The 23499-nt window shown below is 71.9% G+C and carries 19 protein-coding genes and 1 pseudogene; 10 read left to right on the forward strand and 10 right to left on the reverse strand.

Translation table 11 applies throughout. The annotated features are described in order from the left end of the window. The first annotated feature begins 105 nt into the window (after nt 1–105). The 7 genes from A4V12_RS04175 (at nt 106) to A4V12_RS04205 (ending at nt 9090) form a co-directional block, all read left to right on the forward strand. Nucleotides 106–738 (forward strand): RICIN domain-containing protein, encoded by a 633-nt coding sequence (locus A4V12_RS04175; RefSeq protein ID WP_064067833.1) that lies wholly within the window; start codon nt 106–108, stop codon nt 736–738. Between the two features lie 32 nt (nt 739–770). Beyond that, nucleotides 771–1400, forward strand: a complete 630-nt coding sequence (locus A4V12_RS04180; protein ID WP_064067834.1) for an RICIN domain-containing protein — start codon at nt 771–773, stop codon at nt 1398–1400. Nucleotides 1401–1545: 145 nt separating this feature from the next. Then, nucleotides 1546–2667 (forward strand): hypothetical protein, encoded by a 1122-nt coding sequence (locus A4V12_RS04185; protein ID WP_064067835.1) that lies wholly within the window; start codon nt 1546–1548, stop codon nt 2665–2667. Nucleotides 2668–2857: 190 nt separating this feature from the next. After that, a complete protein-coding gene (locus A4V12_RS04190) occupies nt 2858–7225 on the forward strand; it encodes a polymorphic toxin-type HINT domain-containing protein (protein ID WP_159028815.1) in 4368 nt (1455 codons plus the stop codon). Further along, complete coding sequence (locus tag A4V12_RS04195) at nt 7226–7759, forward strand: hypothetical protein (protein ID WP_064067836.1); 534 nt, start codon at nt 7226–7228, stop codon at nt 7757–7759. Nucleotides 7760–8200: 441 nt separating this feature from the next. After that, complete coding sequence (locus tag A4V12_RS04200; protein WP_064067837.1) at nt 8201–8491, forward strand: hypothetical protein; 291 nt, start codon at nt 8201–8203, stop codon at nt 8489–8491. A 254-nt stretch (nt 8492–8745) separates the two neighbouring features. After that, the gene (locus tag A4V12_RS04205) at nt 8746–9090 is read left to right on the forward strand and encodes an alpha-amylase (protein ID WP_064067838.1); all 345 of its coding nucleotides are present in this window, start codon (nt 8746–8748) and stop codon (nt 9088–9090) included. Between the two features lie 110 nt (nt 9091–9200). Here the strand turns inward: A4V12_RS04205 and A4V12_RS04210 are convergent, their stop codons facing one another. The 6 genes and pseudogenes from A4V12_RS04210 to A4V12_RS04230 all read right to left on the reverse strand — a co-directional run bounded on the left by A4V12_RS04210 (nt 9201) and on the right by A4V12_RS04230 (nt 15502). Then, nucleotides 9201–11267, reverse strand: coding sequence for a carbohydrate binding domain-containing protein (locus A4V12_RS04210; RefSeq protein ID WP_079136821.1), 2067 nt, complete (start codon nt 11265–11267; stop codon nt 9201–9203). Nucleotides 11268–12106: 839 nt separating this feature from the next. Then, a complete protein-coding gene (locus A4V12_RS04215) occupies nt 12107–12592 on the reverse strand; it encodes a DUF1877 family protein (RefSeq protein ID WP_064067839.1) in 486 nt (161 codons plus the stop codon). A 206-nt stretch (nt 12593–12798) separates the two neighbouring features. After that, entirely contained in the window at nt 12799–13305 is a 507-nt protein-coding gene (locus A4V12_RS04220) for a DUF6624 domain-containing protein (protein WP_064067840.1), read from the reverse strand. Nucleotides 13306–13425: 120 nt separating this feature from the next. Then, a pseudogene (locus A4V12_RS34295) lies at nt 13426–13761 on the reverse strand (IS5/IS1182 family transposase); the annotation flags it as partial. Between the two features lie 616 nt (nt 13762–14377). Further along, entirely contained in the window at nt 14378–14788 is a 411-nt protein-coding gene (locus A4V12_RS04225; RefSeq protein WP_064067841.1) for a VOC family protein, read from the reverse strand. Nucleotides 14789–14890: 102 nt separating this feature from the next. Then, a complete protein-coding gene (locus A4V12_RS04230; RefSeq protein WP_064067842.1) occupies nt 14891–15502 on the reverse strand; it encodes a DinB family protein in 612 nt (203 codons plus the stop codon). Between the two features lie 484 nt (nt 15503–15986). Here A4V12_RS04230 and A4V12_RS04235 point away from each other — a divergent pair, with 484 nt between their 5' ends. Continuing rightward, complete coding sequence (locus A4V12_RS04235; RefSeq protein ID WP_159028816.1) at nt 15987–16694, forward strand: CBM20 domain-containing protein; 708 nt, start codon at nt 15987–15989, stop codon at nt 16692–16694. A 245-nt stretch (nt 16695–16939) separates the two neighbouring features. Here the strand turns inward: A4V12_RS04235 and A4V12_RS04240 are convergent, their stop codons facing one another. Then, on the reverse strand, nt 16940–17230 hold the full coding sequence (locus A4V12_RS04240; RefSeq protein WP_064067844.1) for a hypothetical protein: 291 nt from the start codon (nt 17228–17230) through the stop codon (nt 16940–16942). A gap of 62 nt (nt 17231–17292) precedes the next feature. Beyond that, a complete protein-coding gene (locus A4V12_RS04245; protein ID WP_064067845.1) occupies nt 17293–18093 on the reverse strand; it encodes a sigma 54 modulation/S30EA ribosomal C-terminal domain-containing protein in 801 nt (266 codons plus the stop codon). Between the two features lie 406 nt (nt 18094–18499). Between A4V12_RS04245 and A4V12_RS04250 the strand changes: the two genes are divergently transcribed. After that, nucleotides 18500–20224, forward strand: a complete 1725-nt coding sequence (locus tag A4V12_RS04250; RefSeq protein ID WP_064067846.1) for a sensor histidine kinase — start codon at nt 18500–18502, stop codon at nt 20222–20224. Between the two features lie 62 nt (nt 20225–20286). On the opposite strand, the gene A4V12_RS04255 is transcribed toward A4V12_RS04250, so the two are convergent. Continuing rightward, nucleotides 20287–20754, reverse strand: a complete 468-nt coding sequence (locus A4V12_RS04255) for a pyridoxamine 5'-phosphate oxidase family protein (RefSeq protein WP_079136800.1) — start codon at nt 20752–20754, stop codon at nt 20287–20289. Nucleotides 20755–21205: 451 nt separating this feature from the next. Between A4V12_RS04255 and A4V12_RS04260 the strand changes: the two genes are divergently transcribed. Next, a complete protein-coding gene (locus tag A4V12_RS04260) occupies nt 21206–21934 on the forward strand; it encodes a response regulator (RefSeq protein ID WP_064067848.1) in 729 nt (242 codons plus the stop codon). Between the two features lie 485 nt (nt 21935–22419). Here the strand turns inward: A4V12_RS04260 and A4V12_RS04265 are convergent, their stop codons facing one another. Continuing rightward, on the reverse strand, nt 22420–23475 hold the full coding sequence (locus tag A4V12_RS04265) for a TerC family protein (protein ID WP_064067849.1): 1056 nt from the start codon (nt 23473–23475) through the stop codon (nt 22420–22422). Nucleotides 23476–23499 lie beyond the last annotated feature (24 nt).

A 23499-nucleotide genomic window follows, 5' to 3' on the forward strand; every position in this document is an offset into this window, starting at 1 on the left:
CCCCCCTCGCGCGCTGACCGCGCGAGCGGTGGCCACCCCGCTCACGCGCCGCCACCCGCCCGCCGGGCCCTCTCCCTTCAGACCTGAGAAGAACGGAAGCACCCCATGTCCCGGATCGTCCGATCCGCCCTGGCCGTCGCGGCCGGTGTCGCCGCGCTCGCCGGCGGCGTGACCGTGGCCGTCGCCGACGAGGCGCGCCCCCAGCCGACCCCCGCCGCCACCACCGTGTCCACGACGACCGTGAACGCCGGTGACGCCAGGGCCGCCGCCGCGGCGGCCGCGGCCCCCTCGGCCGTACAGCTGAGGGCCGTCCACAGCGACAAGTGCCTCACCACCCCCAACGCCAGCCTTCGCAACGGCGTCAACACCGTCCAGTCGACCTGCGTCGCGGACGCCGAGAACCAGCGCGTCGACATGGTCCCCACCGGATCCGGCACCTTCGAACTGCGCTTCGCGCACAGCGGCAAGTGCCTCGACGCGGAGGCCGCCGGCACCGCGACCGGCACGGTCGTCCAGCAGTGGTGGTGCGTGGGGAAGCCGAACCAGCAGTGGCGCCTGGTGATGGTCGACATCACCAACGAGCTGTACGAGCTGCGGCCCGCCCACACGCCGGCCGGCATGAGCCGCTGCGTGGACATCGAGTCCGCCAGCAAGAACGACGGCGCGATCGCACGGCTGTGGGCCTGCAACGGCACGCCCGCCCAGCAGTGGCGGATCCACACCGTCACGGCCGCCTGAGTCCCGTACCCGCGAGAGAAACGGATCCCCACATGTCTCGGATCATCCGGGCCGTCCTGACCGCGGGCGCGGCCGTCGCCGTCCTCGCCGGCACGGCCACCGTCGTCCACGCCGACGGTGACCCCGGCACGCCCACCGCCTCCGGCACCGCCGCCGAAGCGGCGCGCGAGGCGGCGGCCGCCGCCGCCGCGGCACGGGCGGAAACCGTCGCCCGCCTCAAGATGGCCCAGCAGGCAGTCACCTTCACCGCCGCCCACAGCGGCAAGTGCATGGAGATCGAGGGCGGCAAGACCACGGACGGCATCAACGTCCAGCAGTACGCCTGCAACAGCACCGACGCCCAGAAGTGGAACGCCGTCGCCGCGCGCGGCGGAACCTTCGAGATGCGCAACGTCAAGAGCGGCAAGTGCCTCGAGGTCCAGGGCAAGAGCGTCAAGTCCGGCGCGGCCGTCCAGCAGTTCGCCTGCGGCCAGGGGGACCACCAGCGCTGGCAGCTGCTGCTCGTCGACCCCGTGCGCAAGCTGTACGAGCTCCAGCCCGCCCACGCCGAGGGCATGTGCGTCGACGTGCCCAGCCGGAGCCAGGACAACGGCATCGACGCCCAGCTCTACACCTGCAACCGCACCGACGCCCAGCTGTGGCAGGTCCGGCCGGTCGCATGACCCGGCCGGACGGCGCGCACAGGTGCGCCGTCGACGGCCGTGAAGGGGCGGAGCCGCACCCGCGGCTCCGCCCCGGCGGCCGTGAACGTACTTCACTTTCCGAGGGGGCCTTGAGTTGAGTCGTCAGAGGAGATGCGCGCGGGCGGTGACCGTCGGCGCACTGGCCGGCGCGATCGCCCTCGCGGCCGGCGTACCGGCATGGGCCGGCACCACCCCGGCCACCGGACCGCAGCGGGCGGCCGCCACGGCCGGAGCCGTACCGGCCAACCTGCCGGCGGAGGCGCCGGCACCGGCGCAGCAGCTGTCGCCCGAGCTGGCCGCCGCCGTCGAGGAGGCCCGCAAGCGGGTGACGTCGATGGCGAAGACCCACCCGGCCGCCGAGGTCCGCACCTCGGCGTGGAACGCCCTGCGCAGCACCCGGGGGGACCAGGCACTCCTGGAGTGGCTCGCACCCGGGGGCGGCTTCGACGCCGCGAAGCAGCGCGCCCGGGACACCCGTGCCCGTAACAAGGCGTTCTGCGAGCGGGTGATCGCCACCCACACGGTGGAGTTCTCCCCGCAGGTGCGGGCCGCCGCGACGCGGGCGCTCAAGGGCGGTGTCGCCGAGCAGGCCGCCTTCGTGGCCACCGGGTACGCCGAGGCCCAGCGCCGCGACCGCGCCGCGCGCGAGGCCGGCGAGCAGCAGCGGCTGGACGTCGCCGCCGCCGACCGCGAGTTCGTCCGCACCCTCGGTGTGCGGGATCCGGGCGAGCAGGTGCGGGTCGCGGCCCAGTGGGCGCTGCGGCCGGGGGCCACGGACGACGACGTGGCGGAGTTCTTCGGCTACGGCTGGGCCACCGGCGCCACGCTGGACCTGACGGCCTACCGCACCCGGGTGGCCGACGCGGAGGCGGTACGCCACCACACGCTGACCCGCCTGATCGCCGAGGCGACGGCGGCCGAGGCGGCCGTGGCCGGCGCGGCGGACGCCGCCCGCGCCCGCGCCGAGGCCGAGCGCGCCTGGCAGGCGGTGTCCGAGCACGCCGGTGCCGCGCAGCGCGCCTGGCAGGCCGAACAAACCGCTGCGGCCGCCCAGGCGGAGAACTGGCGGACCGTCGCCCAGCTGTCCCGCGAGTCGGCCGAACGCCTCTGGCAGGCGATCTCCGGTACCGCCGAGCACCACGAGGCCGCCTGGTCCGGGGAGCGGACCGCCGCCGACGAGGCGGCGGCGTTCTGGAAGTCCATGTTCGACCGCGCCCAGGACGGCGAGAGCCGCACCCGCGGCTGAACCCGGCAGTCCGGCCGGCCCGGGAAACCCTCGGGCCGGTCCCGACCCGCCAGCCCGGCCGGCCCCGACCTGGGCCGCAGCCGGGACACCGGCCGGCCCGGAGAACCCCGGGCCGGCCGGCGCACCGGCCGACGACCACCCGCCCATGACCAGGGCGGGATTTTTCGATCATTCGTCTAGGGGGATTCCCGTGAGGGGAAGAGTCCGGCCCAGGGCCGGAGGGCTGCGCGCAGGCGTGGCCGCGCACGTACGGAAGGCGGTGTCCGTGGCGGTCGCGGTGGCGGTGCTGGGCACCGTCACCGGTGAGGCCGCCGCCGCGACCTCCGTACGCGACGAGCAGGCGTCGCTGACGCGGACGCTGCAGTCGCTGGACCGGCTCGCGGAGGCGGTGAAGCCGCGCGGCGGCACCGCGCCGGCCCCCGCCGCCACGTCCGAGCTGGATCGGATCAGCGACGAGCGGGACCGGCAGCTGGTCGAGGACTTCGCGGAGTTCGACGAGGAGGAGGAGGTCCGCGAGGCCGCGAAGGCGGCGCTGGCGAGCACCGACCCCAACGCCATCCGCGACTTCCTGCAGCACGGGGAGGCCGAGGCACGGCAGCGCGCCAAGGACAAGCGCGCCGGCGCCGACGTGGAGAACCGCCGGAAGATCGAGGCGCTGCGCGGCACCGGCGGCTCCTTCTTCAACGCCGAGGTGGAGCGGGTCCTCAAGGGCACCGCGCAGGACCGCGCCGACTTCCTGGCCTTCGGCGCCGACATCGCCCGCCAGCGGGACAAGGCGACGGACCAGAACGAGAAGGAACGCGCGGCGGAGAACCGCAAGCGGGTCGAGATGCTCGCGGCGGTCGGCGGGCCCGAGGTGAAGCGGACCGCACAGGCCGCACTCGCCACGGGTGACGACAAGGTCATCGCCGAGTACCTGGAGAAGGGCTACCTGGCCGCCGCGCAGCAGGACGCGGACGACCGGGCGGCCCACGAGAAGGCCCAGAAGGAGGCGCTGGAGGCGGCCGAGCGGCTGCGCGAGCTGGCGGAGAAGGCGGCCGTCGCCGCCGAGGCCCGTACCAAGCTGATCGCCGCGCACGGTGACGCGGTCAAGGCCCTGAAGACCGCGTCGAACGCGATGAACTCGGCGGCCGCCCAGTCGCGCGAGGCCGACCGGATGCTCGCCGCCGACAAGGCGGGCAAGCGCCTGTCGGACTACGCCCCGGTGAAGACGGAGGTCGCCCGCCAGGTCGGCATCGCCGAAGGGGCCGCCAGGGCGGCCCAGGTGGCGGCCGGCCAGGCGAAGGTGCAGGCCGATGTGCTGGTCGGGACCGGGCTGACGCACGGCACCCAGTGGTCCGAGGTCGCCTCCGGCATCGCGGGCGCGTCGGACGCGGCGGCGAAGGCCGCGGCGACCGCGCGGCACGCGGTGGACGCCACCGCCGCCGACGCCGCCGGTCTCAACGCCAAGAACCAGGCCGAACTGCACGCCCAGCAGGCCGCCAAGTGGCGTGCCAACGCCGAGGAGCACGCCAAGGCCGCCGCCCGCCTCGCCGAGGCCGCCGAGACCCAGGCGAAGATCGCCGCGACCGCCGCCGCGCGTGCCAGGACGGCACGCCTGGCGGCCGAGCAGGCCGAGAAGGAGGCGTGGGAGCACGCCCGCAAGACCCGCGACGCCCGTATCGAGGCCCAGCGCCAGGCCAAGATCGCCGCCGAGCAGCGGGCGATCGCCGAACGCGAGCGCGACCTCGCCGCCGCCGCCCGCGCCCGGGCCGAGAAGGAACGGGACATCGCCGCGGCCGCACGCGCACGTGCCGAGGCCGAAGCCCGTACCGCCTCCGCCGCCCGCGCCCAGGCCCAGGCCGCCGCCGCCACGGCCGCCGAGAAGCGGGCCACCGCACAGGCCCAGGAGGGCATCGCCGCCAAGGCCGACGAACTGGCGCGGGGCGAGGAGACCAAGGCCCGTACCGCCCGTAACAAGGCGGTGGAGGCCGAACGCGTCCACAACGCCGAGGCGGCCAGGGCCCGGGCGACCGAGGCGATGGCCGCCAAGGCCGCGGGCACCGAGCACGCCGAGACCGCCCGCGCGGCGGCCACCGAGGCGCGCTCCGCGGCGAACGCGGCCGGCACGGCGGCCGGTTCGGCCCGGGGTGCGGCCGACCAGGCGTCGGCGGCGGCGGTACGTTCCCGCTCGGCGGCTATCGAGGCGGCGGGCGCCGCCGCACGGGCCCGCGCGGCGGCCGCCGAGGCCACCGCCCACGCGGCACGCGCCAACGCCGCCGCCAACAAGGCCGAGGCGGCCGCGTCCGCGGCGAACGCCGCGGCGAACCGGGCCGAGGCCGAGGCCGCGCTCACCCGTGCCGCCGCGCAGCGCGCCAACGCCCAGGCGGCCGAGGCGACCGCGCAGGAGGCCCGCGCGGGCATCGCGGCCCATGAGGCGTCCCGGCTCGCCGGTCTGGCCGCTGTCCACGCCAACCAGTCGCTCCAGGCGGCCAACCGGACCCGGGACGAGGCCGAGGGTGCCACCCGGGAGGCGGCGATGGCCCGCCTCCAGTCCACGATCGCGCTCCAGGCGGCCACGTCGGCCCGTACCACCGCGGCCGGCATCGCCGACCCGGCGAACACCGCCATCGCGCTCACCGCACCGTTCACCGGCACGGACGTCGACGCCGACTTCGCCGCCGAGGTCGCCCAGGCCGCCCAGGCGATGGGTCAGGCCGAGGTCACCAAGGCCGAGACCCGCGCTGCCGAGGCGGTCAAGGCCGCCGAAGCCGCCGAGGCCGCGGCCAAGCGGGCCAACGCCCAGGTCGCTCCGGCCTTCAAGGCGGCCGCGGCCGCCGCCCTCTCCTCCGCCGACGCGGCACGCTCCTCGGCCGCGGCGATGAAGTCCGCCGCCCAGGCCGCCGAGGACGGGGCCAAGGCCCGCGCCGCCGCGGCCCGCGCCAACCAGGCCGACGCCCAGGCCCAGGCCGACGCCAAGCTCGCCCGCTCGGCAGCCAACCAGGCGTTCGCCGACGCGGCAGCCGCCCGCAACGCCGCCACCCAGGCCGAGGCCGAGGCGGCCCGCGCCCGAGGCGCCGCCGCCGACGCCGAGAACCACGCCGCGGCAGCCAACAGCGCCGCGAACCTGGCCGAGAAGGAGGCGAGCGTCGCCCAAGGCGCCGCCGCCCAGGCGGAACAGGACGCCGCCGACGCGAACAAGTTCGCCGAGTCCGCCGAGAAGCACGCCACTTCCGCCGAGACGGCCGCCAAGAACGCCGGCACCTACGCCAAGGAGGCCGACGAGGCCGCCAAGAAGGCGGAGGAGTACCAGCGCGAACTGGAGCGCAAGGAGCGGGAGGAGGCCGCGAGGCAGGACGGCAAGGGCGGCGGTCCCGAGCTGACCTGGCAGGAGGAGCAGGCCCTCGAGGACGCGGACATGTCGCCCGAGGAGTACGAGGCGGCCCGGGCCCTGGCACAGCAGAACCTGCTCGACTATCTGATGGAGAACGGCGCCGAACTCCTCGTCGAACTCGCCGCCGAGAAGATCAAGGAGTGCTGGAACGACCCGGACATCCCGACCTGCCTGTGGGCGGTCGTGGAGAGCCTGCCGTGGACGAAGGCGGCCGTCCTGGTCTCCAAGCTCCCCAAGATCGGCAAGGCCATCCTGGGTATCAAGGAGTTCCTCGACAAGTCGGCCAAGGCGAAGAAGCTGATCACCAAGGGCCAGGAGGTCCTCGAGAAGTTCCGCAACACCCCGGTGGTCTGCACGCTGGAGGACAACAGCTTCACGCCGCGGACTCCGGTCCTGATGGCCGACGGCACCCGTCTCCCGATCAAGGACGTGCGGATCGGCCAGCGGGTCCTGGCCACGGACCCGGTCACCGGTGAGACCGCGGCCCGCCCGGTCTCCGATCTGATCATCGGCACGGGCCGCAAGGACCTGGTGAAGGTCACCATCGACGCCGACGGTCCGGTGGGCGACGCCACGGGCGAGGTCACCGCCACCGCCGGGCACCCGTTCTGGGTGGAGAACCGGCACCGCTGGCTGGACGCCGCCGACCTCCGGGCCGGCGACCTGCTCCACACGCCCGAGGGCGGTGAGCGCCAGGTCCTCGCCACCCGCGCCTGGTCGCAGACCCTGACGGTGCACAACCTCACCGTCGAGGGCATCCACACGTACTACGTCGCCGCCGGGCCCGCGACCGTCCTGGTGCACAACGCCAAGAAGAAGAAGTGCAACTTCCAGATCGACCACGTCGGCCAGGTCGACCAGGACTGGGTCCACAAGGGCGCCCACGTCAACATGAAGGACGGCATGGAGGTCGCCCTGCGCCCGGACGGCAAGGGTGGCATCACCGGCGTGGCCCTTCGTATGAGCAAGGGCACCGCCACCCAGAAGCAGGTGGACGCCGTCATCGACATGATCAAGTCGAACCCGAAGCTTCGAGCGGACATGATCAGGGTGACGAAGGGCGCCAAGGAGGTCTTCGAGTCGAGCGCCAAGGCCATGAAGGAAGGCCGCAATCCACAGTGGCGCTTCAGCAACGACCGGACCGAGGAGCTTCAGCAGTTGATCGACGCCATGGAGAAGATGTAGATGCCCGATCTGGATTTCTACGCCCATGTCGCCACCCGCGGCGACGTGCTGGGGGCCGGAATCGGGTCCGAGCCCGCCGAGTGGGAGGCGGTGCTGGGACCTGACCACCTCGACGACCGCTCGGGGGAGCTGCTGCGGCGGGACTACGGACTGGTCGAGCTGTCCTTCCAGAGGAGTGACGACACCTGGCCGTGCTTCGGTATCAGCGTCCAGGTGCACCGCCTGCTCCCGGGAGCGGGCGATGTCCCGCGCCCCCTGCGGGACGCCTACGGTGACTTCGCCCGCCGGGTGCGTTTCGACGAACTGCGGGACGTGATCACCGGCCTGGGCCACACGGTCGAACCGGACGACGCCCCACCGGTCGCGGACACGCGGCGGTACCGGGTCTCCGGTTCCGGCGCCCGCATCGTCGTCGTCGAGGATCCCGATCCGTACGGCTACGGTGGCCTGGACCAGGACGACCCGGACGAACGCCAGGTGGGCGACGTCTGGTCGATCGGCATCTCCCCGGCCTGGTGGTCCGCGAACGACTGAGCCGGGCCGCCCCACGGGGCGGACGCGCGGGTCGGCGGGTGCTCTTCGGAGCACCCGCCATCCGTGCATCCGGGGGCGGCGTCGTTCCGATAGGAGGGTGAGTCCGTCGGAGACATTTCCGGCGGGCTCTTCCCTGTCGCTCGACGACGCGCGAGGGCAGCGTGGGCGGATCGCCGGCCTGCGCCTCGCGTTACCAGTAGTGGGGGAAGCCCCTGAATGACGGCGACTGCACAGCACATGACGGCCCCTCGAAGACTCGCGTGGGGCCGCTGCGCATCACTTCGGGGAATGGCCGGGCGACACGGCACACCGCGGGCGGGTGATCGCATCCGTCGCCGCGTGTCACGGCCCTGACGATCGGTCGTGACAAGGGCTCCCCGCACCCATGAACTCCGACGTACCCGATCCACCCGACGGGCTGAGACGAGAAAGGAGACCCGGATGGGTCTGGGAATGCGGCGCCTCGACCGCGCGCAGGACGTGGTCGAGCAGTTCGACGACGACGCGGAGGACACCTTCCTCACGTTGTGCGGTCGGGCGCCCGACACCAGTCTGCGGCGGGGCATCTCGCCGTACGACCTGACCATGTTCAACACCCCCCAGCTGGAACGTCTCGCCGTCGAGCTCGAAGAGCTGCCCGAGGAAGAGAAGGCTCCTGTGGTGAGACGGGTCATCGAGGAGGCCCACGAGGCGATCCGTCGCTCGGGCTACCTGCTGTTCATCGGGGACTGAGTCAGCGCGCTCGTGACCGTCGGACCGCCGGCCGGCGTCGGGGCCGTCCGGCGACCGGCAGCGCCCGAGCCGCCGTCGTCAGGGCCCGTGTACGCGCTCGCGACTGCTGCTGAACACCGCTGAGCTGCTCTTCCTGCAAGTTCTTGCGCCTTCAACGACAAGCTGACCTGCTGTTACTGTCCGGTACCGCTGAGTGTCTGAAAATCTATGCAAGAACTTGCGCAAGGTTTGCAGCGCATTCCATGATTCCCGGCATGGCAAACCTCATGACGCGCATATCGCGCCCCGTTGCCCTCGCCGGTGGAGTCGCGGCCGCCGGGCTCCTCATGGCACTGACCGCCACTCCGCCCGCCGCGGCGGCCGCTGCCACGACCACGCCTCCGGAGTGCGTGCAGTACTACTCGAGCTGGCGCTACACCGATGTCCACAACGGCTGCGACGTGACCGTCGCCGTCACCGTCGAGTACACCGACGGCCAGGCGGCCCCGTGCCGCGTCATCGAGCCCGGCGCCTGGGCGACCTTCGCCGGGTACGGAACGCAGGCCAATTACGTCACCGGACTGAGGACCTGCGAACCGGCCACGACGAGCGGCGCCTGACCCTCCGCCTCCCCGGCACCGGGCACGGTTCCGGGGGGCGGCCTCGCCGCCGCCCGGGCCGTACGACCGTGAGGCGGTCCGACCGCCGCCGCCCGCCGACGTGGTGCGGGTCAGTCGCGCCAGGTGTCCGTGAGGGTGACCTTGCCGTCCGCCGGAACGGTGGCCGCGCGGTTGGCGCCGCTCTCCCAGGTGACGTTCCCGGCAGCATCCTTGCGTACGTACTTGTACGCGAACGTCGTTCCGGCGGGCAGCTCCAGGTCGAGCTTCCAGACCGGATAGGCCGCCGGGTCCAGCTTGCGGGCGGCAGCCGGCGACCAGGCGCCGAGGGCGGGCACGTCGCCGACCACATGGATGTTCTGACCCGGCACGGTGGTCGCCGTGACCGCGAAGGAGGCGCCGGTCCGCGTCTGCTCGCCCGCGCAGGGGTTGCCCTTGCCGACGACGCCGCCCTTGACCGTCACATCTCCTGTGCCGAGGGAGTAGTTCGCGGCGTTGTTGTTGTCCCAGGTGCCGGAACCGTTGTTGAAGGCGGCCTTGAGGCCGGTGGCCGAGCCCAGGGCGACGGCCTTCCGCACCCAGCCGGTGCAGGCGGCCTCCATCGCGACACCGGGAGCCGTGGTCCATGTGCCGCCGGTCGGGGCGTAGTGGATGCGGTACGCGGACCAGTTCTTCTCGGTGCTGTAGTAGACGGTGGCCACGTTGTCCGAGGGCCTGTCCCCGTCGACCGCCCCGACGTGCAGCGCGATCGCGTCGTTGCCCCCGACCGTGGCGGTGAACCTGCCGTCGGGGCCCACGGTGTACGTGGGGCCCGTGCAGCCGCCGCCGGCGGCGGGGTCGCCGTGCTGGACGTCGCAGTACGTGCCGGCCGGGAGGGACGTCTGGAACGTGTGGGTGATCGCGCCGCTCTCGCGGTTGACGGCGGCGAACGCCTTGTCGCCGCGGCCGAAGGCTATGGCGTTGTTGCCGTTGTCCCACCAGTTGGTGATGCCGGTGCCCTCGGCGGCGTTGCGGAACGCGACCATGTTGGCGATCTGCCGCCAGGCGTGCTGGCAGGACCAGCCGTTGCTGTAGCAGGCCCTGACGTCGTGGCCGTTGGGGGCGCCGTCGTCGCGGCCGGTGAACTCGTACCCCGAGTGCACCGACGGTGTCCCGTACGGGTGGGCGAGCATGAAGACGTGGGCCAGGGTGTACGCGGCGCCGTCGCGGTAGTTCAGGCCGTTGCCGTTCCGCTCGGTGTCATGGTTGGTGACCATGCTGCCGCTCTGACCGGACGGCATGTACCCCCAGGCCTCGCCGAAGTTCTTGAGGTAGGAGAGCTTCTCGTTGGTGAAGATCCGCTTGAGGTCGCTGGTGTAGCGGAACTCCTGGACGTCACCGTTGCCGAGGTACTCCGTCGGTGAGACGGCCTCGCCGGCGCCGAAGATCGCCTCTTGGATCCAGTAGGCGTCGGGGTCGGTCAACCGCGCACGGATGGCGGCGAGGTCGCGCGCCGGGACGTGCTTCACGGCGTCCACGCGGAAGCCGTCGACGCCCAGCGCCGTGAGGTCGTTCAGGTACCCGGCGATCTTGCCGCGTACGTACTCGCTGCCGGTGTCGAGGTCGGAGAGCGAGGGCTGCCCGGCGTCGCCGAGCTCGCACTCCTGCACGTTGCGGCGGTCCGCGTAGTTGGTGCCGATCGGGCGGCGACAGCCGTGGAAGTCGGCGTCGGAGTAGACGCCGGGATAGGTGTACTTGCTGTACTGCGTGCCGGCGGTACCCGTGCCCGCCCCGGAGGTCATGTGGTTCAGGACGGTGTCGGCGATGACCTTGACTCCCGCGCCGTGGCAGGTGTCGACCATGTTCTTGAAGGCCGCGCGGTCCCCGAGCGGCCCCTGGATCTTGTAGCTGACCGGCTGGTAGGCGGTCCACCAGGCGCTTCCCTGGATGCGTTCCTGCGGCGGCGAGACCTGGACGAAGCCGTAGCCCTTCGGCCCGAGCGTTCGCGTGCACTCCCGCGCGATGGAGTCGAAGCTCCACTCGAACAGGACGGCGGTGACCTTCTTGGGCCCGTTGGCGCTGGGCGCGGCAGCCGCGGGCTGGGCGGATAAGGCGAGCGTGGGCGCCAGTCCGAGCGTCAGGACGGCGGAGGCGAGTGCCGCAGTGGTCCGTCCGGACGCGGCTTTGCGAGCGAATCTCATGGGGGAGAACTCCTCGTGCGGATACGGGTGCGGGTGCGCCGAGGTGGCGAGCCGGTACAGGATCCGCTCGCACCACGGCACTTGAAAGCTCTTGCTGCAATTTGCTGCAAGCCCCGAGCAAGCTAGGGGCGAACTCATTGAGGCGTCAAGAGTTTTGACAACCGCCCCGGCCTCTCGCCGACAGCGGGTCGGGCGGTCGCGCCGGCCGGGCCCCCGAGGCACGCCGTGCGCCGGGCGCTGCGGGCGGAGTGAGTGGCCGGAGCCGGTGTCCCGTGACGGAACTGCCCGTCGATTTCCGGCCATAGGACCGGGGTCACGGCTCACACCGATGCGACAGGGTCGGCGCCCGGTGCGGCACCGGGAGATCGGTCTCCCCGCTCGCCGGCGGGTGCCGCCGACGGGGGAACGCGGGGCCTTAGGTGGTGAGTGCGGTGTGGCCGCAGTGGTGGTTGTGGCTGCTTGCCGTTGGCTGCGGGCGGTAGGTGATCGCTGCTGGGCAGCGCGGCGACTGGCCGCAGTTCAAGCTCGCGCCGGAGGAGAAGGTCCGCCTACCTCGCCTCCGGCCGGGCATTCCTGTGCCTCCACGTGCGCCACTGCGCCATCCCCGCCAACGCTTACCCTGCGCGCAACCGCCGAAAGAGCAGCTCTCGCGGGAGGTCGGCCACCGCACCCTGACCGGATCGACCAGCGCGCGAGCGTCATGCGGTCGGACGCGGCATCAACCGCATCGAAGACACCACGCCGTCATCACGTGACACGAGGAGCTCGCCGTGCGCTACGAGGCGACAGTGATGGTTGAGGTCATCAACGAATCGCTGTGACCGGAACATGGCTACGCTTCATGCCCATAGCGCTTTGACCACCGCGTGGCCTGCCGAGGCCGCCCGCCCGTAGAACTCATGCAGGCCCCGATGATGTTCGAGGTGCTCCTGCCTGGTCCGGCCGAGGGCGGTGAACCTGGCGTCGACAACGCTCCACAGGTCGTCGAATGAGACAGTCGCAAGGAAGCAAGCGGCCTGTGACACTCCGGATGGCCCCAGAAGCATCAGCGGTGGATGGGAGGGGTTGGCAGCAGTGTTGTGGGACACCGGGCGGCCGCCGTAGATCGGCAGGGTCCAAGGCTCGTCTGCGTCTGTGCAGAGGGCATCGGCCGCCGCATAGAAGTCGTTGACAGCACTCCAGCCCTTGTTGATCGAGTGGGCGATGCCTGCTGCGTACTCGGCTTCGTCATTTTCCCAAGCCTCGGACATGAACGCAGCGAGCCAGGTGTGGTCGTCCCGGATCTCGGACTCGGCTACGGCACGGAAGTGCAGGTAGATGCTCACTACGATGCATCCCTCAACTCGACGACCCGCTTGTCGGATCCAACGGACAGAACCTGCTTGAGGGCGCTGACAGTCATGTGCCGTCGATATCGACTCGCGCGATCCGGCAGGACCGTCGGTGCACGGCCCAGGGCCTGTCCGGCGGATCAGCGCCGTCGGCAGGTGAGCCCGGCGGTGATCCACCGGACGCGACCGGCAAGGGGGTGTCAAGTCGTGGCGAACTTGGCGACGTACTCGTCGAAGGGCTCGATGCCGATTGCCGCACGGAGTTCGTCCACGCGCTCGGGCTCTTCACAGGGCCACGGAACCGGCGTTCCGTCCTTCACGCCGGCGATCTGAGTTCCGTAGACCTGCTTGCGTCCCTCATTGACCAGCGTGCGGTCGCGCAGGAAGGCCAGCTCGCGCGGGGTGGCCGAGCCGGCCGACACGGCCTGCTGCATCAGGTGGAGGGCGCGACGCTGAACGTCGAGCTGCCGGTCGGCGTGCTGAGCGATGAGCCATGCCGCGCGTGCGGCCTCCTCGCCGACCAGTTCCGCCGTCGGCCAGCCGTACTCCTCCATGATCTCGTTGAGCCGGTCACCGTGCCGAGCGGTCAGCAGCCGCCACGCCAGCTGCTCGGCGGGGTCATCGCTGTTCGCGCGAACTGCGGACTCGTGATCGGCCGCAGCCATCTCCGTGAGTTCCACCGCCAACGCGGCAACGTCGTGCGCCACTCTCTACTCCCCAGTCGGTTCCATGCGTTGCGTCCGCCCGCAAGCCTAGAGGAGCAAATCGGATGTAAAGATCATTCCGGAGAATGGTGACAGGCGCCTCGCCGCGCCGGGATAATGGATCTACCCCCGGAGCAAGAGCCGGATTGCTGCGATGATCACGGCGCCCTTGAAGACGTAGACACGCTTGTCGAACCTCGTGACAACGGCCCGGAAGTTCTTGAGGGCGTTGATCGTGCGGTCGACTTCACTTCTGTGCTTGTAGATCGTTTTCTCGAAGCCGGCGGGCCGTTCGCCCCCGTTGCCGCGGCGTTGGCGGTCGGCCCGCTGGTTCTTCGGCTCGGGGATGGTGTGCTTGCTCTGCCGTCTGCGCAGTTAGCGGCGGTTAGGCGGGGAGGAATAAGCCTTGTCGCCGCCGAGGTGGTCCGGCCGGGTGCGGGGGCGTCCGCCGCCATGCCTGCGACGACCGCGTCGGCCAGTCCCGCCTCCGTGCCCCCGCGCTGGGACCACCCGGCACGATGCAGGTCGAGCCTGTTCGATCCCTCGTCCGCACGGGTAAGCCCGCCTTGCCGGCCGCACGTCAGGGCTCGGACCGGATCTGGCGGATGGGGGAATCGTGCGCACTCGCGTGTCCGGACCGGGCCTCGGTCCGATCCGAGGGGACTATGCCCTCATGACCCCGTTCGCGGGCACCCTGCTGCGCATATTCCGGGGATTTCTGCTGATCGCCTGGGTCCTCATGGCCGGTTTCACCGTGTTCGCCCCCGACCAGGTCGACGGGAACCTCGCCTGGACGACGGCGGTGGTGATCGCGGTCTACACCGTGACGTTCGCACCGCATGGAGATCCACCGGAACCGGACCGCCAAACCCCTCACGTTCCTGGCACCGGGCGTGAAATCGAAACTGGTGGAAGCGCTGCTCACCGAGGGCCGCCGCGCAGGAGCCCTGCAGTGAGGGCAACGGGGCCCCGGGCCGTGGCCACCTGCTATGGCAAGCGCGGACACATCTGCCTCGGAACCGTCGCCCTCGCAGCCCTCATGATCTGGCTCCGGAGATGATCCGGGAAACAGCGCCTAGTTCCGCTTGGGCCAGACCGGGCCCTGATCGGTCCAGGTGACACCCTTGTTGCGGCAGAGGCAGAAGGGGTGGCCGATGGGGTCGGTGTAGACGCGGAAGCCGTAGCCGTCGGGGCCGACGCAATCCCGCTGCAGGGTCGCGCCGAGGGCCAGGATGCGGCGCTGTTCGGCCTCGATGTCGTCGACTTCGAAGTCGAGGTGGAACTGCTTGGGATGCTCGCTGTCGGGCCACCGGGGGGCGCGGTAGTCCTCCACCTGGATGAAGGCCAGTTCGATCTCGCCGAACCGGATACCGGCCCAGTTCTCGTTGCTGCCCTCCTTGACCGGGAGCCCCGTCACCTCGGAGTAGAAGGCTGCCAGCTCCATCGTGTCCGGGCAGTCGATGATGAAGTCGGTGAGTCGTAGCATCCCGCGATCTTGCCACACGATCCGATGAGCCGGACCAGGGGACAGGTCCGGGTCTCGACCAGCCGCGGTCCTCCGAAGCCGCCCCCCGATCAGGGGGCTTGCTCATGTGACCGGAGGTTGCTGCCGGCCGATGGCGGGGGCAGCGGGTTCCCACGGCCGGAACCACGGGGCGGGCCACGCCTCGGCTGCGGCGAGCAGCGGGTAGAGGGTGGCGCCGTCGATGCTTTCGCGGATGATGTCGGCGTGGCCCCCGTGCCGTGCCGTCTCTTCGATCAGGTGGAGCAGGACCCAGCGGACCGACCAGTTCCCCACCTCTTCGGGAAACCACGGAAGGCCGCGCGGTACCGGGACGGCCTGCCCGAGGTCCGGTATGCCGGCGATCACCGCGTCGGTCCGCTCGGCCGCCTCGGCGTACGCGGCCAGCACGCCGGCCAGGCTTTCGTCGGGGGCGAGCCTGAATTCGTCGGCGTCCGACTTGTCCGCCTTCCGCTGCGGCCCGCCTTGCCGCTGAAGGATGAGGTCGGTCCAGAAGCGCTCGCACCGCCCGGCGTGCTTGATCAGCCCACCGATGCTCAACTCACCGGCGGGGGCCGCCATCCGGGCCTGCTCGGTGGTCAGGCCGTGCGCGGTGGCGCGCAACGCGCGCCGCTGGTGGGCGAGATACGCGGTCAGCGCCGTGCGTTCATCGGTGGCGGGCGGGGCGAATCCCGGCATGGCTGGACCCTCTCGATGCAAAAGCTTGCCGCAACTTTCAGCGGACTCTATCGCTCGATCCCGGCTGGGTGCAGGGGTGTTCGACCGGCATTTCGGATGCATGCAGGCGGAGCCTGGGTGGAGTGCGGCCCCGGGCGGCTCGCGGGATGAAACTTTTTGCGTCATCTTGCAGAGAGGGTTGATGGCGTCTGCGGGGCCGGGGTGCGGCCGGAGGGTGGCGTGGCGATGTCGGCACGCGGGTCCTTCATCCCTTCCGTACCCGGTCGGCGACTGCAAGGTGTCCGGTCTTCGGTATCCCCCTTCCGTTCATGTCTCGAATCAAGAGTCATGAGGCGGTCGAGTCAAGTGGCGCGATAGCACGGGCTGTTGAACGAATATGACCCCTCCGGGCGCCGAGTTGCTTCAACTTGTGTTGAGATGCGGGCGGACGGCGGGTGACACCGACCCTCCGCCTTCAGAGACCACCCATCACGTGAGGGATGACATGCTCTTGATACGTAATCGGGTTCCGTCCGCCTGGCACTCGTTGCTCATGCTCGGCGTGCTCCTCGCCGGCCTGCTCGCCGTCACGGCTCCCCCCGCCGGGGCAGCCACGGCGGAAGACGTCTCCGTGTCCTTCCGGGTGCAGGCCACGACCGAGGGCGAGACCCTCCTGGTCTCCGGCAACGCACCGCAACTGGGCGCCTGGGACCCGGCCAAGGCCGTCCCCCTGGGCACCACCGCAAGCAGTTACCCGCACTGGACGACCAGCGTCCAGCTGCCCGTCGGCCTCACGGTTCAGTACAAGTACATCAAGCGTTCCCCCAGCGGCGTCGTGACCTGGGAAAGCACTCCCAACCGGACTCTGACCGTGTCCCGGAACGGGCCGGTCAACGACGACCGTTGGAACGTCGTCCCCGTGACGGCCGCCTTCCGCGCCACCGCCACCACCACCTGGGGCCAGAACCTCTACGTCTCCGGCAACGTCGCCGACCTCGGCGCGTGGGACCCGGACAAGGCGCTTCCCCTGACGACCGGTGACGCCACCTACCCGGTGTGGAACGGCACCCACCAGCTGCCGCCCCACACCATCGTGGAGTACAAGTACCTGAAGAAGAACCCCGACGGCACCATCACCTGGGAGAACGGTGACAACCGCACCGTGTTCACCACGTCCTCCGGCACTGTGACGCTCAACGACATCTGGCGCTGACTCCCCGGCACCGCGTCGCCCCGCCGGGCGCATACCGAGAAGCGACCGCGCGCACAGCCATGAGCCGTGGGCGGGGCCACCCGGCCCCGCCCACGGCCCCGGTGGGTGCCGTGCGGGTGGCCGGTGGGCCGATGCCCCCGACCGCCCCGCTTCGGCGTCCGATCCGGGAGCAACGCTCGATCCGCGCCCACTGCGCTTCAGCCGACGGCACTCCCCGACCGGGGCAGACGGCGGGAAGGGTGCGGCTACGTGGGGGACAGCTCCTCGGCCGGACCGGCCGATGCCCACCAGTCGACCACACGGGCGGCCACTGCGTCCGGCCTCAGGCCCAGAGGATCGAGACCGAAGTGGTCTTCCAACTCGTGGCGGAGGAACTCGCCGATCTCGGACCGGCCGGCACCGGAGCGGAGCTGCTGGAGCAGAGGAGCGAGCATGCAGTCGTACTCGTCCGGTACATCGTCGGCGACGCCGATCGGATCCCACTCATTGAGGAGACTCCGCAGGTCGTCCTCGAGGGAGGTGTCCCAGGAACTCATCGTCCAAGATTGCCACCCACGAACGACCGGTGTCACCCGACCCCTGATCCGGACGAAACCTCCTACCGGGCCGGGGCGATGAGCCCGTCGTGGCCGTCGTAGCGGTGGTAGAGCACGCTGCCCCGGCCGGTGCCCGTGTCGTGGAAGAAGACGAAGGGCAGGCCCGTCATGTGCAGCCGTCGCACGGCCTCGGCCACACCGCACAGGGGGACGGGGACGGTACTGAGGGCCAACAGCCCCTCCGTCTCAGGCCCCGGGTCCACGGGGCCGAGGGACGCCATGCGGGGCCGGCCGGTGCGGGGGTCGCGGTAGACCACGCTGTCGTACCCGGACGCCAGGTCGGTGAAGAGCCAGAAGTCGTGGTCCATGGCTTCCAGGTCGATCAGGGCGTCCTCGGGCGTCTGCCGGGCCAGGCCGAAGGACTTGTGCCGCACGATGCGGCGCTCCCCGGCGGGGAGGCGGCGGCGGTGCGGCCGGTGCTCGTGACCCGGGCCCGTCCACCACGCCGCCTCGTCGCCGCTGCCGCTGCCGTGCCGCCCGCGCTCCCCGTACCGCCGTGCCCGGGCGATCCGCGCCGCCAGGCGGTCCTGCATGAGGTCGACGGCCTCGAACACGGTGCCCGCGGCCACATGGGCCCGTACTGGACGGCCGTTGACGTCCACCACAGCCTGGGCCGTTGCCGGGCGGGGTGCCGACGTGTCGACGGCCTGAGTGAGCTTCACCCGGGCGGAGAGCACCGGTTCGCTCACCCGGCCGGTCACTGCCAGCACCTTCTGCCGGGCATAGGCGTCCGCCCCCTTCGGCACCCGCCCTCGGCTCCGCACCTCGACGTCGAGGTCCTTGCTGGTCCTGAGACCGCTCATGGGGAACTCCCTCCTTGGTCGTTCCCAGCCTGTCGCCGCCGACCCGTTCCGGGGAGAGCCGACAGGACCCGGCGCCAGGTGCCGGTCGTCCCCCCGCCCCGCGGGCGGGCGGGGACGCGCGGATGACAGCCGGAGCCGTTCGGCCCGCAGACACGAGACGTTGGTGGCCGGCAGGCGCCGCTCGGGCGGCCCGAAGGGCACCGCTCGGAGGGCACCGCTCGGAGGAGCGGCGACGGGCAGGCGTGCCCCTGCTCGACCCGCGTGTGCCGGTGCCGGACGGCACGGCGGTGATCGTACGAGCGGCCTGCCGCGCCGGGTCCCGGCCACTGCCGTCGTCGGACCGCCGGGGCACCCGTACGGCCGATAGGCTGTTCTTGAAGATCGTGTGATCGACGGAGGAGACCCTGTGGGTGTGGACGAGCCGCTGTCGCGGATGCCTCAGATGCGGCTCGATGAGCTGCTGGAGGAGCTGCAGGCGCGCATCAACGCGGCTCGCGGGACCAGGGACCGGGTGCACAGCCTGCTGGAGGCGGTCGTCTCGGTGGGCAGGGAGCTGGACCTGTCGCAGGTGCTGCGGCGCATCGTGGAGGCCGCCGCTCTCCTGGTGGACGCTCAGTACGCCGCCCTGGGCGTGATCGGGCCGGACGGCCGGACGCTGTCGCAGTTCCTCACGGTCGGACTGACCGAGGAGGAGATCGCGAGGATCGGACCCCTGCCGGCCGGGCACGGCATCCTGGGCGAGCTCATCCGCAACCCCGAGCCGCTGCGCCTGACGGACCTCGGCGCCCACGAGGCGTCCTACGGCTTCCCTGCCAATCACCCGCCGATGCGCACGTTCCTGGGCGTGCCGATCCGGGTCCGCGACGAGGTGTTCGGCAACCTCTACCTGACCGACAAGCACGGGGGCGTGGACTTCGACGCCGAGGACGAGTCGGTGATCTCCACCCTGTCGGTGGCCGCCGGGGTCGCCATCGACAACGCGCGGCTGTACGAGGCCTCGCAGCGTCAGCAGCGCTGGCTCCAGGCGAGTGCGGAGATCACCAACAGCCTGCTCTCCGGCAGCCCGCGACTGGCGGTCCTGGAGCTGATCGCCCGGCGCGCCCAGGAGATCACCGGGGCGGGGCTGGCCGATGTCACCGTGCCCGTCGCCGGGACGGACGACCTCGTCGTCGAGCTGGCCATCGGCGCCGACGGTGAGACCCGTCGCGGCCTGGTCGTCCCGGTGGCGGGCACCCTTTCCGGCGCGGCCTACCGGGCCGGTGCGCCCGTGACCACCGCCGCCCTCGCCGAGGACGACCGGTACACCGCGGGGCCGCGGCGGTTCGACGGCCTGGGTCCGGCGGTCGCCGTTCCGCTGGGCACCGCAGCCAAGGACACCCGCGGCGTGCTGCTGCTGGCCAGGCAGCAGGGAGAGCCGGTGTTCACCGAGGCGGAGCTGGAGCCGCTGCTGGCCTTCGCCGGGCAGGCCGAGCTCGCTCTCGAGCTGGCCGAACGCCGCAGCGACGCCGAGCAGCTGGCGCTGCTGGAGGACCGTGACCGTATCGCCCGCGACCTGCACGACCTCGCCATCCAGCGCCTGTTCGCGACCGGGATGACCTTGCAGAGTGCCGCACGGCTCGTGCAGCACGAGGGTGCCGCCGAGCGGGTTTCGCGTGCCGTCGGGGACCTCGACGAGACCATCAAGATCATCCGTTCGACGATCTTCGGGCTGCGGGCCCGTGAGGAGGACGCGGGGCCGAGCCTGCGGGCGCGTGTGGCCCGCGCGGTCGGCGAGACGGCGACGACGCTCGGCTTCCCGCCCCGGCTGAGCATGGAGGGCCTGCTCGACACGGACGTACCGTCGCAGGTGGCCGATCACGTCATGGCGGCCCTCACCGAGATGCTGAGCAACACCGCCCGCCACGCCCACGCCACCCGGGTCGAGGTCGCCCTGCAGGCCACCTCCGGCGAGGTCGTCCTCACCGTCACGGACAACGGCCGGGGAATCCCCACCGACGGCAGGCGCAGCGGCCTGAGGAACCTCGAGGAACGGGCCGAGGCCGTGGGCGGCACCCTGGAGATCGAGCGCCCCGGCGAGGGCGGCAGCCGACTGGTGTGGCGGGCGCCGCTCGGCGCCCACCGCGACGGGTGAGGGCGGTCCGCCGCGCTTCGCCCGGCGGTCGGCCGGCGGCCGGGGGCGTGGCCCCGTGAGGGCTACGTGGTGGTGAGCTGCAGGCCCGTCACCAGGTCGGGGTGGATGCGCAGCGCGGCGCTCATGCCGGGGTGGTCCACCCACGGGCGCAGGCGGGCCGCGAAGCGCGCGAGTTCCGCGGCGTCGGTCACCCGCTGGGCGAAGCCGGTGACCACCACGCTCCAGCCGATGTGCGTCTCGGGGTCGATGACGTCGGCCTCGTACGCCACCACGACACCCGTGGCCTGGGTGGGCGCCACGATGGAGGCGAGCGTGGCCCCGTCGTGCAGCTGGACGATGATGTCGTCACCGTCCATGAGGTGGTTCACCGGACGGACGGCGGGCAGGGCCTGATGGGTGAAGACGATGCGCCCCAGGGACACGCTGCCGAGGAGCCGCAGGGCCTCGGCACGGTCGAGCTGGGCCATGCGCCGGGGCGCGACCGCCGCTGGTCGGCCGCCCGCCGTTCGATGCACCGCTTCGTCCATCATCGTGCCCACCTCTGCTGCGGCTCGGTCCTCCGGCACTTGGGTGCCCTGCCGCCAGCGTCTCTTGGCCCCGATCGGGGCAATAGGGCCGAACGGACCCTTTGCGCCCTGGCCGAATTCCGGGCCGCGGCGCAGGTCGGGGGCCTCCTGGACGGCCGGGGGACGCGGCGGGCAGGACGTCCGGCCCCCGGCGAGGGCGACGACCGCGGCCGCGGCGCTCGGGAACGGCGGCCTCCTGCCCGGGCCGGTGGTGTCGTCGTGGCGCTCAGAAGCATTCGCCCAGCGGCGGTGTTGCGGCACGCCGGTCGCATGGGGCCAGGCCCTACCGGGCAGCAGACTTCCGGGGCGTGATCGCGGGTGAGGGCCGTCCGGCCCTGGTCGAAGGTCCCGCTCACGCGGCACGATGCAGGTGGATCCGCCGGCGACGGCGAACACGGCGAACACGGAGTGTGCGATGACGGACAGCAGCGGCGGCCCCACCGGCAAGGATCCGGTCAGGGTCTTCCTCCTCGACGATCACGAGGTGGTGCGCCGGGGCGTGCACGATCTGCTGGACGCCGAACCGGACCTGACCGTGGTGGGTGAGGCCGGCACGGCCGAGCAGGCGCTGGTACGGGTCCCCGCGCTGCGCCCGCAGGTCGCGGTCCTCGACGTGCGCCTGCCGGACGGGGACGGCGTGAGCGTCTGCCGCGAGCTGCGTTCCCGCATGCCCGACCTGGCCTGTCTGATGCTGACGTCGTTCGACGACGAGGAGGCGCTGCTCGACGCCATCATGGCGGGCGCGTCCGGCTATGTGCTCAAGCAGATCACCGGTACCGACCTGGTCCACGCCGTCCGCACGGTCGCCTCGGGCCAGTCCCTGCTGGACCCCGGCGCCACGGCGCGGGTGATGGCCCGGCTGCGCGGCGGCCCCGTCCAGGAGGAACAGCCCCAGGGCCTGCCCGGCCTGACGGAGCGGGAGCGGGAGATCCTCGCCCTGGTGGGGGAGGGGCTGACCAACCGGGAGATCGGCAAGCGGCTCTACCTGGCGGAGAAGACGGTCAAGAACAACATCTCCCGCCTGCTGGCGAAGCTGGGCGTCGAACGCCGTGTCCAGGCCGCCGTCATCGCCACCCAGGCCCTGGGCGCCCGGGACACCCAGGACGGCCCGTCGGCGGGGCGCGAAGAACGCAGGCGTGGCTGACGCCGCCGGCAGCGGCGGGCATCCGCCCGGCCGGCTGGGCGGCGGGCGGGGCGTTCCACCGGATCGGCCGGCAGGGCACGCGCCGGAGCCGCCCGGGCCGCGAGGGCCGGGGCGGCGGTGCGGGAGCCGCCTGAGCCGGGCGGCCACGGTCTGACCGGCACCGGGCCCGGTGCGGACGGCGGGAGTCCGCCACCTGGCCTGAACCATGGTGGGGGTGCACCTTGAGCGTACGGCGGGGAGGGCGCCGGGCCTGTCCCAGGGGGGACCTGCGCCTCGGGGCGTACGGAGGGAGGACGTCGGGCCTGCCCCGCAGGGGACCCGTGCCTCGGACGTACGGCGGGAGCCGCCGCCCGCCCCGCACCGTCGTCGGCCCGTGGCCCCGCGGTGGGCGGGGCCGCCCGGCTCGTTCGCCTCACGCCGCCCAGGCTGCCGGTGTTCGCCCGGATCGCGGCCTGCCGGGCGGTCCTGCCACGTCGCGGGTCCGGTCAGCGCCCTGGAGTACGCGGGCGCTCCGCGTGCGGGCTGCGGTCGGCCCCGGGATCGGCGGGCGGCCGGCCGGGACCGTCCTCCCCTGCCCTGGGCCCGTCCGCCGGTTCCCCGGCGTCGGCGGGCTGGTGGCGGGTGGCGAGCAGGGACCAGACGATGGAGACGGTGATCGTGCCCGCGATGACTCCGAGGGTGAGCGGAATGGGCAGCTTGCCGACCGGGGTCTCGGACAGGATGAGCTTGACGCCGGCGAAGGCGAGCAGGACCGCCAGCCCGTAGTGGAGGTAGGCGAACCGGCGCAGCAGGCCGGCCAGGCAGAAGTACAGGCTGCGCAGGCCGAGGACGGCGAAGGCGTTGGCGGTCCACACCAGGAAGGTGTTGGTGGTGATCGCGAGGACCGCGGCGACGGAGTCCACGGCGAAGACCAGGTCGGTGGCCTCGATCGCGACGAGGGCCACGAACAGCAGCGTCGCGACGCGTCTGCCGTTGACGCGGACGAAGAACTTGTCGCCGTGGAACTTCGGGTCGGTGGGGATGAGCCTCTTGACCAGACGGACGACCGGGTTGCGGTCGGGGTGGACCTCCTCGTCCTTGGAGACGGCCATCTTCCAGCCGGTCCAGATGAGGAACGCGCCGAAGACGTAGGCGGTCCAGAAGAAGACCTGGAGCAGTTCCGCGCCGACGAAGATGAACACCAGCCGCGCCGCGAGGGCCCCGAGCACGCCCCAGAACAGGATTTTGTGCTGGTAGGCGTCGGGGACGGCGAAGAAGGAGAAGACCAGCGCGAAGACGAAGACGTTGTCGATCGACAGGGCCTTCTCGATCAGATAGCCGGCGTAGTAGGTGGAGGAGACCTCACCGCCCTGCCACGCGAGCAGGATCAGGCCGAAGCCGAGACCGATGGCGATCCACACGCCGGACCAGATCGCGGCCTCGCGGAAGCCGATGACGTGGTTGTCGCGGTGGGCGACCAGGTCCACGGCGAGCATCACGCAGATGCCGACGGTGACGGCGGCCCACATCCACAGCGGGACGGCGAACGACAAGGTGTTCATCGTGGACACGTTTCCTCTCCGTGG

Source organism: Streptomyces noursei, assembly GCF_001646665.1.
GTDB classification, from domain to species: domain Bacteria; phylum Actinomycetota; class Actinomycetes; order Streptomycetales; family Streptomycetaceae; genus Streptomyces; species Streptomyces lavendulocolor.